We start from the raw sequence: 15248 nt of genomic DNA on the forward strand, positions 1-15248 counted from the left end.
GGACCCGTGGAGATCCTCAGCGCCCGTGTCCTCCTGCGACCGCGCGATCCGGCCGCGACCACGGCCTTCTACCGCGACGCACTCGGTCTCGCGATCGCCCGGGAGTACCCCGGCGGGACGGTGTTCTTCGCGGGGTCGACGCTCGTCGAGGTGGCTGCACACCTCACCACCGACGCCGACTCCGCGTCGACCTCCCTGTGGCTGCAGGTGCGCGACATCGAGGCCACCCAGACCTCGCTCCGCGAGGCGGGCGTCACCATCGACCGGGAGGCGCGAACCGAACCGTGGGGGCTGAGGGAGATGCACATCCACGACCCCGACGGGCGCACGCTGATCGTCGTCGAGGTCCCGTCGGACCATCCGCTGCGACGCGACACCCGCAACGACGACCGGTAGTACGCGGCACGCGTGCCACCCCGAGATGAACAGTTGGCAAACGGCGACTGTAGGTCCCACAAACCTGCAGGTCAGAAACAGGTAATCGTCCTGTCTCATTTGGATTTCCCGGTCCGCGCAGCGGAAGATTTCGGGCATGAGCGCAGAGATGCTGATCCTGGTTCTGCTGGTGATCACAGCCCTCGGTTTCGATTTCACGAACGGCTTCCACGACACCGGCAACGCCATGGCGACATCCATCGCCACCGGCGCTCTCAAGCCGAAGATCGCCGTCGGACTCGCCGCGATCCTCAACCTCGTCGGCGCGTTCCTCTCGGTGCAGGTCGCGGCGACGATCACCAAGGACGTCCTGAAGATCCAGCAGACCAAGGGCGCGGACGCCGGTGACCTCCTCCCCGGGCTCGACGCGCAGAAGGCGCTGATCATCATCTTCGCCGGCCTCATCGGCGGCATCCTCTGGAACCTCTTCACCTGGCTCTTCGGCCTCCCGTCGAGCTCGTCGCACGCGCTGTTCGGCGGCCTGATCGGCTCGGGCATCGCCGCCATCGGGACCGGCGGCGTCAACTGGGAGGGCATCGTCGACAAGGTCGTCATCCCCGCCCTGCTGGCACCGGTCATCGCGCTGGTCGTCGCCGCGGCCGGCACCTGGATGATCTACAAGATCACCGCGTCGATCGCCGAGTCCCGCAAGGAGGGCGGCTTCCGCGCCGGCCAGATCGCGACGGCGTCGCTGGTCTCCCTGGCCCACGGCACCGGCGACGCGCAGAAGACGATGGGCGTCATCGCGCTCGCGCTCATCGCCACCGGCCACCTCTCGGCCGGTTCGGTCAGCGAGGGACTCCCGATCTGGATCGTGCTGTCCTGCGCCCTGGCCATCGCGCTCGGCACCTACCTCGGCGGATGGCGCATCATCCGCACCCTGGGCAAGGGCCTCGTCGAGATCAAGGCTCCGCAGGGACTCGCCGCCGAGGCGTCGTCGGCCGCGATCATCCTCACCTCGAGCGCCGCGGGCATGGCGCTGTCGACCACGCACGTCGCCACCGGGTCGATCCTCGGCACCGGGGTCGGCAAGCCCGGCGCGGCCGTCCGCTGGAGCGTCGCCGGCCGCATGGTCGTCGCCTGGGTCACCACCCTCCCGCTGGCCGGACTGGTCGGCGCCGCGACCTACTTCATCGCGAACGCGATCGGCGGCGCGGTGGGCGCGATCGTGATCTTCCTGATCCTCGCCACCCTGTCGGGCTTCATGTACTGGCGCGCACAGCAGCAGAAGGTCGACCACAACAACGTCAACGCCGACTGGGACGACACGTCGAACTCGGTGATCCCGGCCGAGGTCGTCGAGACCCGCCCGGCGGCCACCGCCGGCTCACGCTGACCTGCCCCTCCTCCAGACGAATCGAACGAGGACGACATGCACGAATTCGAGGCCATCTTCAAGGTCCTGGTGGTGGGCCTGGTGCTCGGCGCCGGACTGCCCGCGCTGTTCGCCGTCGGGCTGCGACTGTTCGCGGCCGGCTCCGGTGACACCGGCACCGACGGCGCCACCACCGCGCCGGGCAACCCGGCGCTGAAGGCGGCCGGGATCGCCCTGTTCACGCTGATCGGCGTGGTGATCCTCGTGGGCATCCTGTGGATCACCCGCACGACGATCAACTACCACTTCGGTGTCAACCTCTTCCCGTTCGCGCCGGTGAAGTGATGGCCGACGCGAGCACGTTCGACGCGGTCCTGGGGTGGCTGCGCAAGGGCTACCCGGAAGGCGTCCCGCCGAAGGACTACTTCCCGCTGCTGGCACTGCTCAAGCGGACCCTCGACGAGGAGCAGGTCACCCTCGCGATCCTCACCGTGTTCAAGGAACACGGCACCGAGGAGCCGGTCACCGAGGAGCAGATCCGGCTCGCCATCCAGAAGGTGATCGAGACCGAGCCGAACCCGGAGGAGATCAACCAGGTCGCCTCCCGGCTCGCAGCGGTCGGCTGGCCGCTCGCCCAGCCCGTCGACTAGCGGCTCGCACCCGTCGCCACCAGCGTCGACGGACTATCCTGGGAGCCCGAACCCGGGCGCTGAGAAGACAGCGCCGTCGCTGTCGTGACCGAGGAGGGCGTCGTGGACCGTTCCCACCTGCTCCGCTCGATCGTCGGTTGGCTGCGTGCCGGATATCCCCACGGCGTGCCTGTCGGTGACTACATCCCGTTGGTGGCGCTGCTGCGTCGGCAACTCACCGACGACGAGGTGGGCCAGATCGCCGACCACCTGGCCACGGAGGCCGCGACCGACCCCGACTTCGAGCCGATCACCCGCGTCGACGTCGCCGTGCTCATCACGAAGGTGACCGACGAGATGCCCGCCGACGCCGACATCGACCGTGTGCGATCGGTACTCGAAGGCGCCGGCTGGACCTGCGACATCGACTCGCCGAAGGCGGACCCGAGCTGAGCCGCATCCTCGAGCCCCTGCCCCTGCGCTCGGGACCGGCAGTCCTCGACGCGACGGATCGTCTCCGCGACATCATCGCCGGACGGACCGCCGCGCTGCCCGTCCCCGCCGACGATCCGCGCGAGACCGACCGCCTCACAACGGCTCTCGCCGCGGGAGGACCCATCGACGACGACGTCGCGCTCGTCGTCGCCACCTCCGGGAGCACCGGCGTCCCCAAGGGTGCGATGCACACCGCCGCGACCCTCGCCGCCTCGGCCGCCGCCACCGAGGATCGACTCGGCGGCCCCGGCGGATGGGTGCTGGCGCTCCCCGCGCACCACATCGCGGGCATGCAGGTCCTGCTGCGGTGCCTGCGTGCGGGCTTCACGCCGGTCGTCGTCGACGTCGGGGCGGGATTCGCACCGACGGACCTGGTGCGCGCGCTCGACCGCGTCGACGGCCCGCGTCGGTACACCTCGCTGGTGCCGACCCAACTCGTGAAGGTCCTCGACGACCCGGAGGCCGTCGCCGCCCTTCGCGAGGTCGACGCGATCCTCGTCGGCGGCGCCGCCACACCCGCCCCGCTACAGGCGCGTGCCGTCGACGCGGGGCTGCCCATCGTGCGCACCTACGGCATGAGCGAAACCGGCGGTGGCTGCGTCTACGACGGGATCCCGTTGCCCGGGGTACGGATTCGTCTCGAATCCCCGGTCGACGGGGTCGGTCGAGTCGCGTTGTCGGGACCGATGGTGGCGCTGGGCTACCGCAACCGGCCCGACCACCCCGCGTTCGCGACCCCGGGCGAGTTCCTCACCGACGACCTCGGTCGCGTCGACGACGGGGTGCTGGGCATCGTCGGACGCGCCGACGAGGCGATCACCACCGGCGGGCTCACCGTCGTCCCGCAGGTGGTGGAGGCCGCGGTGCTCGCCGACCCGACCGTCGCCGAGTGCGCGGTGGTCGGCCTGCCCGACGACCGCCTCGGCGAGAAGGTGGTCGCCGTCGTCGTGGCCGCGCGCGACGCCGTCGTCCGCGCCGAGGCGGTGCAGTCCGTCGTCCGCGACCGCCTCGACCGCGCGGCGGTCCCCCGCGAGGTGATCGTCGTCGAGGAGTTGCCGTCGCGGGGTCCGGGCAAGGTCGACCGGTCCGCCCTGCGGGCGCGCTACAGCTGACGTTTCGGACGGCGGGGTTCGGGTACATCTCCGACCACCACCGCCGACGCTCAGGAGACCCCGTGCCCGACACCGATCCCGCCACCCCCGACGAGAACGCCACCGGCTACACCGCCCCCACCGACGGACTCGACGAGACCGCGGCCCCGGCGACTCCCGACGAGAACGCACAGGGCTACACCGCGCCGCCGTCGGGATCCTCCGACGACGCCGACGACTGAGGTCGACGCAGTTCGCGCAACAGGCTGGGCTCCGAGCTCACCACCGGTCGACGTGCAGGACCTCGTCGAGCGGAGCACGCGGGGCGGGCTTGAACGTCTCGCCCGTGAAGTACGCGGTCGGGATGAGCGCGCCCTGGTGGTACCCCTCAGGGATGCCGAGGATCTCGGCGACGTCGCGCTCCCGGCGGTCGAGGTGCAGCGTCGTCCACGCGGTGCCGAGCCCGCGGGCACGGGCGGCGAGGGCGTAGCTCCAGACCGCCGGCAGCAACGATCCCCACAACCCGGCCTGATTCCCGGCCGGTAGCTCGCGGCCCGCCTTGATGCAGGGCACCAGCAGGACCGGCACCCGGCCCATCGTCTCCCCGAGGTGTCGGACGCTGGATCCGACGCGCTTCTGCACCTGCGAGCGGCCTGCGTCGTCGGCGAAGAGCTTGTCCGCCGCATACGACGACTCGAGGTAGCGCTCGGTCTCCTCGCGGTAGATGTCGCCGACCAGCCGACGCTGCTCCGCGTCCGTCACCACCACCCACTGCCACCCCTGCCGGTTCGAGCCCGACGGCGCCTGCAGCGCGATCTCGAGGCATTCCCGGACGATCGCCATCTCGACCGGTCGATCGAGGTCGAGGCGCTTGCGGACGGTGCGCGTCGTCGTCAACAGGTCATCGGGGGTCAGGTCGAGTGTGCTCATGGGTCCATCGTGGCCGATCGGTGCCGCACACGAGTACGACACAGTCGTACGTTCGAACCACAAAACGAGACGAGTCGCCCGCGCACGCGTGCCTGACGAGCCCTCATCGGTCACGATGTCGCTGAACTGTGGTCAGAACAACGGACGAGACGGGACACCCATCAGTGGCAGAGTCGGCGGACCGGCCCCCTCGCATCGGAGTCATCGATGATCACGAGATCTCCATCCTCGGCGTGGAACACATGCTGAGCACCGCCGACGATCTCGAGTTCGCCGGCGGTGCCCCCACCGTCGACGAACTCCTCGAGACCACCGACGGCGTGACACTCGCCGTCCTGGATCTGCGATTGCTCGACGGCAGCTCGCCCCGCGCGAACGTCGAGGCGTTGCACACCCACGGGATCCAGACCCTCGTCTACACCGCAGCCGAGGACCCGTTCCTGGTCCGCTCGGCGGCGTCGGCGGACGTCCTGGGTGTGGTCCGCAAGTCGAGCCCGGCAGCGGTCGTCCTGGACGCGATCCGCACCGCTGCGGCCGGCCATCCGGTGCCGACGATGGACTGGGCCGCGGCCATCGACGCCGACGACGTGTTCGTCGTCGAACTCTCACCCAGACAGCGAGAAGTGCTGGAGCTGTACGCGTCCGGCGAGTCCACCGCGCGTGTCGCCGAGCTCACCGACCTCGCCGCCGACACGGTCAACATGCATCTCGACCGCATCCGACTCAAGTACGCCAACGCCGGCCGACCCGCGAGGACCAAGACCGACCTCTACAAACGCGCCGTCGAGGACGGGTTCCTCCCGATGCCACGGCGTGACTCGATCGGCTGACATGGTCACCGCGCCGGCAGAACTCGCACGCCCGCCCGCGGGCGCCGAGGCGCGGCCCGTCGACGGGACACGCGCCGGTGACGCGGAGCAGCGGATCACGCGTCAGTTCGCACTCTTCGTCGGCGCCGGATACCTCGCCTACCTGCTGATCAACCTCGCCAACATCGTCGACTCGTTCGATTTCATGGCGTCGTGGTGGGCACTCGGCGCGCCGATCGTGGTGTTCGGCAGCGGGCTGGCGATCGGGGTGGCCGGCGCGACCGGATCAGCGCGAGGCATCCGTCTGACCACGACGGCCGCGGCCGTGATGTTCCTCGGCGCCGTACTGCTCACCGACATCGCGTGGACCGGCGCGCACACCACCAACGGGGCCGGACTCTGGTACGCGACGTTTCCCGGCCTCGTCGCAGTCGCGCTCGGTCTGCAGCCCGGCCTGCGGCCGATCATCTACCTCGCCGTCGTCTCGGGGGCCGTCATCATCTGCAACTCCCCGGTGAAGGTGGACGCGAACGCCGTCGGCCGCCCTGCGGACATCGCGTTCGCATTCGCCTACTCGATGCCCTACGTCTGCGCGACGATCATCGGTGTCCGGACGGCCCGACTTCTCGACCGCACGCGCGACGAGACGTACCGGATCGCGGCGGAAACGGCTGCGGCGCAGGCGCGAAGCGTCGAGAGAGCGCGGTTCGACGCGCTGACCCACGACGGTGTGATGGCAACCTTGCTGGGTGCCGCTCGTATGGGGGCCACCGAGGACGTCAAGGCCCTCGCCCGCCGGACACTCGACGATCTCGCCGAGATCGCCGCTCCCCCTGCCGGAGTCGACCACATACCCGCGATCTCCGCAGCACGACAACTGCGCGCCGCCCTCACCGACGTCGACGACACCGTGCGCCCCCAGATCGTCCTACCCGCCGTTCCGGACGACGTCGTGTACCCGATCGGCGTCGTGCAGACCATCGGCGCGGCGATGGGCGAGGCACTGCGCAACAGCATCCGCCACGCCGCGGCAGTGTCGCACGAGGTCACCGCGACACTCGGCGACGATTCGATCGAGGTGTCCGTGGCCGACGACGGGCGCGGATTCGACACACGGTCCGTGGCACCGCACCGGCTGGGCATCGCGGTCAGCATCGTCGGCCGGATGCGCCAGATCGACGGCGGCGACGCCCGGGTCGTGTCGACTCCCGGGCGCGGGACCGACGTGACCATCACGTGGCGGCGGTAGCCGCATGTTGCTGATCGACGACGAGACCCCTCGGGACGCCCGCGCACTCATCGGGATGCACACCCCGGCGGCGCGGATCGTCGTCGGGATCTATCTGACGTGCATCGTGTTCGCGTTGCTGTGGGTCGTTCCGAAGACGCTCATGGCGACCTCCGCGATGGTCGTCGGCCTGTTCGTCGTCGGCAGTGCCACCGTGGCCCTGCTCGCCGTCCCCGGCGACCCCCTCCCTCGGCTCGCGGCCACCGCCATGGCGTCCGCGCCTGGCGTGTCCTGCGCCGTCATCCTGGCCGGGTGCGGACGCGACCTGCCGTCGCCGGTGTCCGGATGGTCCCACGGGATCGGCACGATGGTGTTGGCGTTCATGTGCGTCCGCGGCAGGACCGGGAGCGCGTGGATCGGGATGGCGCTGATGGTCGGCGTCTACATCGCACGATCGACGCTCGTCGGACTCGCCCCGCTGGATCACATCGACAACGTGCTCGTCGATCTCGGCCCGCTCGCGATGGCCACCGTCTTCAGCCTGACACTGCGCCCTGGCGCGAAGCTGGTCTTCGACCTGCGCGATGCCGGCGAGCGACGCAGCGCGGAACTCGCGGCAGCCGAGGCGACCGGCCTCGAACGCGATGCGCAACTGGGCGAGCTCGACCGGTTGGTGCGCCCGATGCTGGATCGCATCGCCGCGGGGGATGTGCTCGATGACGACGACCGCACCGTGTGTCGGCTTCTCGAGGCACAACTGCGTGATCGTCTGCGCGCCCCGGGCCTGGACGTCCCCGCGGTCGCCGACGCCGCCCGCGCGGCTCGGGCACGCGGCGTCGAGGTGGTACTGCTCGACGACTCCCGCGGCCCCGATGCGCTGGACCCTGCCGTGTGGGAACGCGTCGTCGGCATCGTCGTCGAGACACTGGACGGGGCGGGTTCCGGCGACGTACGTGTACGTCTGCTCCCATCCGGACGTGCGGCGATCGCATCCGTGACGGTCCGCGACGAGGCCGGAGGGCGACGTCTGGACCTCGACGAGACGGGGCAGAAGATGCGACGCGCAACCGCCTGACGCCGGCGAAGGTTGTTGTGGCTAACGGTGATACCCGGTCGGGGGTCACCCGTGTCGGCGTCTGGAAAATTGTCCGACTGGACCGTTACTGTCCCTCTCATCGCCGAGCGCACTCAGCGTCGGCAGCGCTGGAGGAGATACATGACCGTCGTGACGGAACCCCCGAGCACCGACATCCCCGACCCCGGACTCAGCATGCGCGAGCGTGAGGTCCTGCGTGCGTGGGTGCTGTCGGAGTCGAAGGAAGAGGTCGGTCAGCGACTCTTCATCGCCGAGTCGACCGTGAACACCCACATCTCGCGGATCCGCACCAAGTACGAGGCCGTCGGCCGCCCTGCGTCGACGAAGGCGGCACTGCTGGCACGCGCGCTGCAGGACGGCATCGTCGACCTCGACCAGCTCTGAGACCCGCCCGGCAGATCCGGTCCCGCGTCAGTTGACGCAGGGGACACCGGACGCGGTCGTCGTGACCGGCTTCCCCTGGTCGGGGGTGCTGTCGGTGTCGCCGTCACCGGTGTCGGACGACGCCTGGTCCTGACTGGTCGACACCGTCTGCGCCGCCTCGTCGGTCGCCGACGACGACGGGGTGGTGGCTACAGGCGGGATCATCCCGAATGCCGTCTGCACCTGCTGTTTGATCGCCGCGGGATCGACGATGTTGACGTCCTGCCCGTCCACGGTGTCGTACCGCACCACCGGCAGCGTCGTGAACGTCACCGACTGGCCGGCGATGTCGCCGAGTTCGTGGGCGTCGTCGACGAGGTTCCACCCCGACGACAACACGACGTCGCGCTGGGCCACGTCGACGAGAGCACTGAGCTTGCCCAGGTCGGAGAAGACACCCGACGACTGCAGTTCGTGCTCCACCGACAGCAGGAACGCCTGCTGACGGTGGGTGCGGTCGAGGTCGCCGTTGTCGAGTCCGTGGCGCTGCCGGACGAAGGCCAGTGCCTGCGCTGCGTTGAGCTTGTGCACGCCGGCGGAGAAGTGCGCACCCGAGTAGCTGTCGGAGACAGCGTGGTTCAGACAGACGGTGACACCCCCCAACGCCTTGGCGATGTCGTAGAAACCGACCAGGCTCACCTCGGCGAACTTGTCGATGGGGACGCCGGTCAGCGCGCGCACCGTCGCGAGGGTCTCCGCGCGGCCGGCGTCGCGGCCCCGCGTCTCCAGCTCGACGGGGTCCGTCATCCCCTGTGCGGCGAGCTCGTTCTCGGCCTCGGCCTTGCGACGCCCGTACGCCTCCTTGATCTTCGCCTTCTCGGTGCCGTCGATGCCGGTGCTGCCGTCGGGGTTGACCATCGTCACGTAGTCGTCGCGCGGGATGGAGAAGGCGACGATCTTCTTCCCGTCGGAGGGGATGTGGATGAGGATGAGGGTGTTCGTGTTGTAGCCGCCCTCGGACCCGTCGCCGGCGTGGAGCTGCGCGAGGATGTCGGGCGGTAGGGGGTTGCCGTCGCGGTCGTTGCGGGTGTCGAGACCCATCAGCAGGATGTTCTCGGCCCCGTCGTGCGATCGCGGCGCATCGGCGAGGGCGTTGGACGTGTGGAAGCCCCCGACGACCTGTCGGGCACCGGCCCATCCGACCCCGCACGCGACGAGCACCGCGCACGACAGGACCGCCGCCACACCCCGCGGTATCGCCAGGGGTGATCGGTGCCGGGTCGACCGGGCTCGTCGCTTGTGCGGGGTGGGTGAACGTCGGGACTTCGTGGCCTCGGGAATCGACCGGTAGCCCGCCGCCAGGTCGGGGACAGAGCCGTCGTCGGCCTGTCGGGCGCGCAGCAACTCGCCGGCTGTGGGCCGGCGAGGCGGGGGCGGGGTCTGCGGCATCGCCGGTCACTGTATGCAGGTGTCGCTGAGAACCCACTGAGAGCACCACCGACCCGGACGAATCGGAAAAGCGGTGCGTACAACGCTTTTCGGCCAGAGCACCCGCGGTCGGAACCGTTCGTCGGGCGTTTGGGACACCTCACCCGGGTCCCGACTGCCCGACAGGTGGTTCCTGGCGCCCAAGAGACGGTTCCTGGCGCCCAACAGACGGTTCCTGGCGCCCAACAGACGGGGCGGGACGGGAGCGGTCGGCGGGTCGGCCTGTCAGGGCGTGTCAGGACCTGTCAGGCACACGACAGACGACGACAGCGTCATGACAGGACGCCCGGCCAGAGTTCTCGGCATGACCACACACCACAGCTCCACCGAGCCGCCGGCGATCGACGCCCGCGGCCTCGTCAAGAAGTTCGGGTCGACCCGCGCGGTCGACGGGGTCGACCTCGTCGTCCCCACCGGTTCCGTCTACGGCGTCCTCGGGCCCAACGGCGCCGGCAAGACCACCACCGTCCGCATGCTGGCGACCCTCCTGCGCCCCGACGGCGGCTCGGCGAAGGTCTTCGGCCACGACGTCGTCGCCGAACCCGTCGCGGTCCGCTCCCTCATCGGGGTCACCGGCCAGTACGCCTCGGTCGACGAGACCCTCTCCGCCCGCGAGAACCTCATCGTCTTCGCGCGGCTTCTCGGCCTGTCACGGTCGCAGGCGCGCACCACCGCCGCCGACCTGCTCGAGGAATTCGGACTCGCGGAGGCGGCCACCCGGCCCCTCAACGAGTTCTCCGGCGGCATGCGTCGTCGTCTCGACCTCGCCGCGAGCCTCATCTCCACCCCGCCCCTGCTGTTCCTCGACGAGCCGACCACCGGCCTCGATCCGCGCACGCGCGCACAGATGTGGGAGACGATCCGCCGTCTCGTCGCGCAGGGGTCGACGGTGCTGCTCACCACGCAGTACCTCGACGAGGCCGATCAGCTCGCGGACCGCATCGCCGTGATCGACCGCGGTCGCAAGATCGCCGACGGCACCGCCGACGAACTCAAGGACTCCGTCGGGGCGAACACCCTCGTCGTGCGACCCACCGATCGCGCCGACGCGGTGGCGACGATGACCGTCGTCGAACGCGCCCTCGGCGAGAACGCGACGCTGTCGCCCGAGGCGGGCCGCGTGTCCATCCCTCTCCCCCGCGCCGAGCAGGTCAGCGAGGTGATGGCCGCACTGGTGGCGGCCGAGATCTCCGTCAGCGAACTCACCGTCGCCAAGCCCAGCCTCGACGAGGTCTTCATGACCATCACCGGCAAGCCCTCCCCCGACTCCGACACCACCGACATCACCCAGGAGAGTGCAGCATGAGCGCCACCACCCTCGACCGGCCCGTGCCCGCCGGCCGCCTCACCGATCCCCCGCGCACCGTCGGCCTCGCCGCGACCGTCGCGCAGTCGTTCACCATGGGCTATCGCGGCCTGCTGAAGATCCGGCACAACCCCGAGCAGCTGTTCGACGTGGTGTTGCAGCCCATCATCTTCACGCTGATGTTCACCTACATCTTCGGCGGCGCGCTCGCCGGCAGCGTCTCGGCGTACCTGCCGGTGATCATCCCGGGCATCCTCGTGCAGACCGTCATCACGACGTCGGTCGTCACCGGCACGCAGCTGCGGGAGGACATGAACAAGGGTGTGTTCGACCGCTTTCGGGCACTGCCGATCGCACGGGTGAGCCCGCTCGCCGGCGCATTGTTGGCCGACGTCCTGCGCTACCTCATCGCGACGATCATCACGTTCGTCGTCGGCATCGCGATCGGCTGGCGTCCCGACGCCCTGGGCCTGATCGGGGCCGCACTGCTGGTGTTGGTGTGCAGCTTCGCGGTGTCGTGGATCTGGGCGCTGATGGGCATGCTGGTCAAGAGCGCCTCTGCGGTGCAGGGCTTCTCGCTGATGCTGCTGTTCCCGCTGACGTTCCTGTCCAACGCGTTCGTCAACGTCGACACCATGCCCGGGTGGCTGCAGGCCTTCGTCAAGGTCAACCCGGTCTCGCACCTGGTGACCGCGGTGCGGGAGCTCACCAACAACGGCCACGTCGGCATCCACGTCCTGTGGTCGCTGCTCGGCGCGGCCATCATCACCGCGATCTTCGCGCCGCTGACCGTGCGTGCCTACATGCGCAACGCCTGATCACCTCGCCTGCAACAACTCGAGGATGCCCTGCCCGATGTCGCGGCGGGGCATCCTCTGTGCGTCGGCCAGTGTCGCGTCCCACGTCGAGGCATCCACCCCGGCGATCGTCGCGGGGTCGTCGACGATGCGGAGCAGGACGGGGTGGTCCCGGCGCCCACCGATGCGGACACCGGCGGCCAGAAGTCGTCGCCCGGTGAGGTCGCCGGCCTGCCGGGCGCACCGCGCGGCGCCGACCGCGATCGCGGCGGCGCCGTACTGGGGCAGGTCCGCGACACCTCCGGGGTGGTGTCCGCCGACCATCCCCGCCAGCACCCCGGCGAAGGCCAGTGCCTCGTCGGGACGGCCGCACGTCGCGGCCAGAGCGATGGCCGCGCTGAGCGTCAACAGATACGACGGGTCCGCGCTGAGCAGGTGTTCGCCGACGACGAACCGAGCGACGGCGAGCCCGAGTTCGGCCGTCGCCTCGATCTCCCCGCGCTGCCAGGCCAGTTCGGCCGCGACGACGAGCATCAGACCGACCGTCTCCGGCGATCCGGCGGGGATCGGATCGCCGGGCTTCCACCCGCCGGACACCGTGTCGAACTCGGCGGACGCCTCGTCGACGCGCCCCAGGCCGGCCAGCGTCGCGACGAGGTAGCAGCGGACCTGCCGGGACTCGTCGAGCGCACCGAGGTCCTCGAGTCCGGCGACGGACGCGCGGTAGACCGTGGCGGCCTCGGCGTAATTGCCTGCCTGACCGTGGATCCCGGCGATCTCCGTCGACCCCATCGCGAGCATCCAGCTGTTCCCCCGGGTTGCGGCGAGCGCCTGCGCGGCGAGGGAGTCCTGCAGGGCTCGATCCAGGTCGGCCAGGTTCTCGGCGACGTTGGACCGCAGCGACAACGCGATCGTCCGTACCTCGGGATCGTCGGCCCGCACGCCACGTGTGATGAGGCGCAGTCCCGCGTAGCGCCGTCGGCTGAGCATCAGCGCGGCGGCGAAATCGGCGGGGCGGGTGAGGGAGTCGGACGGCCGGTGGGCGGCGCGCAACGCGGTCATCCCCCGGGCCACGGCACGGAGGTCGGGACGGATCATCATGAGGTGCCCGGTCGCCATGAGCAGCGCGGCGAGCCACTTCTCCCGGATCCGTTCGTCGTCGAGCCGATCCGGGACGGGGGTTCCCACCACCCGCGGCGCGAACGCCCGCACCTCCGCGTGCAGTCCGCGCGCCACCCAACTCGCCGCGACCACGGGGAAGATCGCGAGCACGCCGTCGACGGCTCCACCGGGCCGCGCATCCGGGTCGTCGTCGACGCAGCGTCGCAGGATCCACACGAGGTTGCCGCTCTCCATGGCGACTGCCGCGGCGGCGGCGCGGTTCTCGCCACCGTCGAACAGATCGCGGGCCGCCTCGGTGAACCCCGCGGCCCACCGCACCATCGCGGTGTCGACGCGGTGGGCGTCGCCGATCTCGGCCAGGCGCTCGTCGCCGAACTCGCGCACCATCTCCAGCATGCGGTAGCGGGTCTGCCCGTCCGCCTCGTCCACCCCGACCAGCGACTGCGCCACCAGCGACTCGAGCGCGTCGTCGACCACGATCGGGTCGGCGCCGGTGACGTCCCCCATGACACTGTGCGCCGCGGCCGCGGTGAACCCCGACGGGAACCGGCACATCGTGCGCATCAGCGAGCGGGCGTCGTCGTCGAGCAGGTCCCAGCTCCACCCGATCACCGCCTCCAACGTCCGGTGGCGTTGCGGCGCAGTGCGATCCCCGGTCCGGAACACCGCGAGCCGACCGGTCGCGAGGCGCCGCGTGAGCAGGTCGGCGATGTCGGCGACGGACATGCTGCGCGCCCGCGCCGCGGCCAGTTCGATGGCCAGCGGCAGCCCGTCGAGGCGTGCGCACAGGTCCGCGATCCGCGCACGGTCGATGGTGACGTCGGGACGGACGGCGGTGGCACGGGCGACGAACAGGTCGACGGCGGGCGACGAGGCCGCGGCGGTCTCCTCGATCGCCAACGGGCGCAACCGATGTGTCACCTCGCCGGCGATCATGAGAGGTGACCGTGAGGTGGCGAGGACCGTCACGTCCGCGGCCGCGGCGATGAGATCGGCGACCGCACGCGCCGCGCCGTCGACGATCTGTTCGCAGTTGTCGAGGACGAGCAGCACCGACCGACCGGCGAGCGCGTCGGCCACACGCACCGCGAGGTCGCCGACGGGCAGGCGTCCGCGGTTGGTGGCGACGACGTCGTTCTCCCCCACCCCCACACCGCCGGCGATCGCGGCGACGACGTCCTCGTCCGACCGCACCGACGCGAGTTCGACGACGAAGACGTCCCGCCCGGAGGCGTGGACGGTCCGCGCGACCGCCTGCGCCACGCGGGTCTTGCCGGCACCACCCGGTCCCGTCACCGTCACCACGCGATTGGCCTCGAGAGCGGTGACCAGGTCGTCGATCTCGTCGTCGCGACCGAGGAGCGGATTCGGCTCGGCGCGCAGACCGACGGCACGGGCCTGCCGGATCGACGGTGGTGTCGGCGCGGCGGCCGGGCCGGTCGACCGGAGCAGGGAGCGGTGGAAGTCGTCGAGTTCGGCACAGGGTTCGACGCCGAGTTCCGCCGACAGGGTGCGTCGGATGCGGGCGAACACGGCGAGCGCGTCGCCCGTGCGGCCGGCGTCGGCGAGAGCGCGCATGTGGAGCAGATGAGCGGTCTCGTCGAGCGGGTCCGCGGCGCACAGGGCCGCGGCCAGCCGGCGGGCGATCTCGGCATCGCCGGCCTCGAGCGCGACCTCCGCGCGTCGGAAGTCGATGCGCCGTCGCAGCTCGTCGGCGCGCGAGCGGACGCTGTCGGCGAGCGGCCCGACGAGATCGTCGCCGGGCGTGCCGCGCCACAGCCCGATCGCCTCGTCGAGCGACCCGGGGGTCCCGGCGTCGAGGAGAGCGTCGGCGCGGTCGATGTCCGTCGTGACCGCGTCGACGAGCAACCGGTACCCGGAGGGTTCGGCGAGCAGGACCCCGTCGGGAAGCGCCTGTCGGAGGCGGGAGACCTGGGTGTGCAGCGCCGCCTGCGGCGACTGCGGCGGGGCGTCGTCCCACACGTCCTCGATGAGGGCACGGGAGGACCGCAGGGTGCCCGGTTCGACGGCGAGCGCTGCGAGCAGTCGGCGCGCGCGGGCGCCCGGGACGTTCTGCATCCCGCCGCCGGTGTCGACCGCGACCGGACCGAGCAGTCCGATGATCACGGTCGTCATGGGTTCCT

16 protein-coding genes are annotated in these 15248 nt (G+C 70.7%); 13 read left to right on the top strand and 3 right to left on the bottom strand.

Annotated elements, in window-relative coordinates; translation table 11 throughout:
* Nucleotides 1-6 precede the first annotated feature (6 nt).
* The 7 genes from ACXVUM_RS03630 to ACXVUM_RS03660 all read left to right on the top strand — a co-directional run bounded on the left by ACXVUM_RS03630 (nt 7) and on the right by ACXVUM_RS03660 (nt 4207).
* On the top strand, nt 7-396 hold the full coding sequence (locus ACXVUM_RS03630; protein WP_458520505.1) for a VOC family protein: 390 nt from the start codon (nt 7-9) through the stop codon (nt 394-396).
* Between the two features lie 136 nt (nt 397-532).
* Nucleotides 533-1771 carry an anion permease gene (locus tag ACXVUM_RS03635; RefSeq protein ID WP_458520506.1) on the top strand — a complete coding sequence of 413 codons (1239 nt, stop codon included), beginning with the start codon at nt 533-535 and terminating at the stop codon, nt 1769-1771.
* A 36-nt stretch (nt 1772-1807) separates the two neighbouring features.
* Entirely contained in the window at nt 1808-2095 is a 288-nt protein-coding gene (locus tag ACXVUM_RS03640; RefSeq protein ID WP_458520507.1) for a hypothetical protein, read from the top strand.
* The gene (locus ACXVUM_RS03645; protein WP_458520508.1) at nt 2095-2400 is read left to right on the top strand and encodes a DUF3349 domain-containing protein; all 306 of its coding nucleotides are present in this window, start codon (nt 2095-2097) and stop codon (nt 2398-2400) included. The genes ACXVUM_RS03640 and ACXVUM_RS03645 overlap by 1 nt, the downstream gene beginning before the upstream one ends.
* Nucleotides 2401-2502: 102 nt before the next feature.
* Nucleotides 2503-2832: a DUF3349 domain-containing protein gene (locus ACXVUM_RS03650; RefSeq protein ID WP_458520509.1), complete on the top strand. Its 330-nt coding sequence runs from the start codon at nt 2503-2505 to the stop codon at nt 2830-2832.
* On the top strand, nt 2829-3986 hold the full coding sequence (gene menE / locus ACXVUM_RS03655; RefSeq protein ID WP_458522769.1) for an o-succinylbenzoate--CoA ligase: 1158 nt from the start codon (nt 2829-2831) through the stop codon (nt 3984-3986). Before ACXVUM_RS03650 ends, menE begins: the two co-directional genes overlap by 4 nt.
* Nucleotides 3987-4048: 62 nt before the next feature.
* On the top strand, nt 4049-4207 hold the full coding sequence (locus ACXVUM_RS03660; RefSeq protein ID WP_458520510.1) for a hypothetical protein: 159 nt from the start codon (nt 4049-4051) through the stop codon (nt 4205-4207).
* Nucleotides 4208-4244: 37 nt separating this feature from the next.
* Here ACXVUM_RS03660 and ACXVUM_RS03665 read toward each other — a convergent pair whose 3' ends face one another.
* Nucleotides 4245-4895 (bottom strand): nitroreductase family protein, encoded by a 651-nt coding sequence (locus tag ACXVUM_RS03665; protein WP_458520511.1) that lies wholly within the window; start codon nt 4893-4895, stop codon nt 4245-4247.
* A 242-nt stretch (nt 4896-5137) separates the two neighbouring features.
* Between ACXVUM_RS03665 and ACXVUM_RS03670 the strand changes: the two genes are divergently transcribed.
* The 4 genes from ACXVUM_RS03670 to ACXVUM_RS03685 all read left to right on the top strand — a co-directional run bounded on the left by ACXVUM_RS03670 (nt 5138) and on the right by ACXVUM_RS03685 (nt 8412).
* On the top strand, nt 5138-5725 hold the full coding sequence (locus tag ACXVUM_RS03670; RefSeq protein ID WP_458520512.1) for a LuxR C-terminal-related transcriptional regulator: 588 nt from the start codon (nt 5138-5140) through the stop codon (nt 5723-5725).
* A 1-nt stretch (nt 5726) separates the two neighbouring features.
* A complete protein-coding gene (locus ACXVUM_RS03675; RefSeq protein ID WP_458520513.1) occupies nt 5727-6953 on the top strand; it encodes a sensor histidine kinase in 1227 nt (408 codons plus the stop codon).
* Between the two features lie 4 nt (nt 6954-6957).
* Nucleotides 6958-8007: a hypothetical protein gene (locus ACXVUM_RS03680; RefSeq protein ID WP_458520514.1), complete on the top strand. Its 1050-nt coding sequence runs from the start codon at nt 6958-6960 to the stop codon at nt 8005-8007.
* A 141-nt stretch (nt 8008-8148) separates the two neighbouring features.
* Nucleotides 8149-8412 carry a LuxR C-terminal-related transcriptional regulator gene (locus ACXVUM_RS03685; protein ID WP_458520515.1) on the top strand — a complete coding sequence of 88 codons (264 nt, stop codon included), beginning with the start codon at nt 8149-8151 and terminating at the stop codon, nt 8410-8412.
* A gap of 27 nt (nt 8413-8439) precedes the next feature.
* Here ACXVUM_RS03685 and ACXVUM_RS03690 read toward each other — a convergent pair whose 3' ends face one another.
* Nucleotides 8440-9840: an LCP family protein gene (locus tag ACXVUM_RS03690; RefSeq protein WP_458520516.1), complete on the bottom strand. Its 1401-nt coding sequence runs from the start codon at nt 9838-9840 to the stop codon at nt 8440-8442.
* Nucleotides 9841-10183: 343 nt separating this feature from the next.
* Between ACXVUM_RS03690 and ACXVUM_RS03695 the strand changes: the two genes are divergently transcribed.
* Complete coding sequence (locus ACXVUM_RS03695) at nt 10184-11185, top strand: ATP-binding cassette domain-containing protein (RefSeq protein WP_458520517.1); 1002 nt, start codon at nt 10184-10186, stop codon at nt 11183-11185.
* Nucleotides 11182-12003 (top strand): ABC transporter permease, encoded by an 822-nt coding sequence (locus ACXVUM_RS03700; protein WP_458520518.1) that lies wholly within the window; start codon nt 11182-11184, stop codon nt 12001-12003. Before ACXVUM_RS03695 ends, ACXVUM_RS03700 begins: the two co-directional genes overlap by 4 nt.
* Here ACXVUM_RS03700 and ACXVUM_RS03705 read toward each other — a convergent pair whose 3' ends face one another.
* Nucleotides 12004-15240: an ATP-binding protein gene (locus ACXVUM_RS03705; protein ID WP_458520519.1), complete on the bottom strand. Its 3237-nt coding sequence runs from the start codon at nt 15238-15240 to the stop codon at nt 12004-12006.
* Between the last annotated feature and the right edge of the window lie 8 nt (nt 15241-15248).

Source organism: Williamsia sp. SKLECPSW1 (assembly GCF_054332755.1).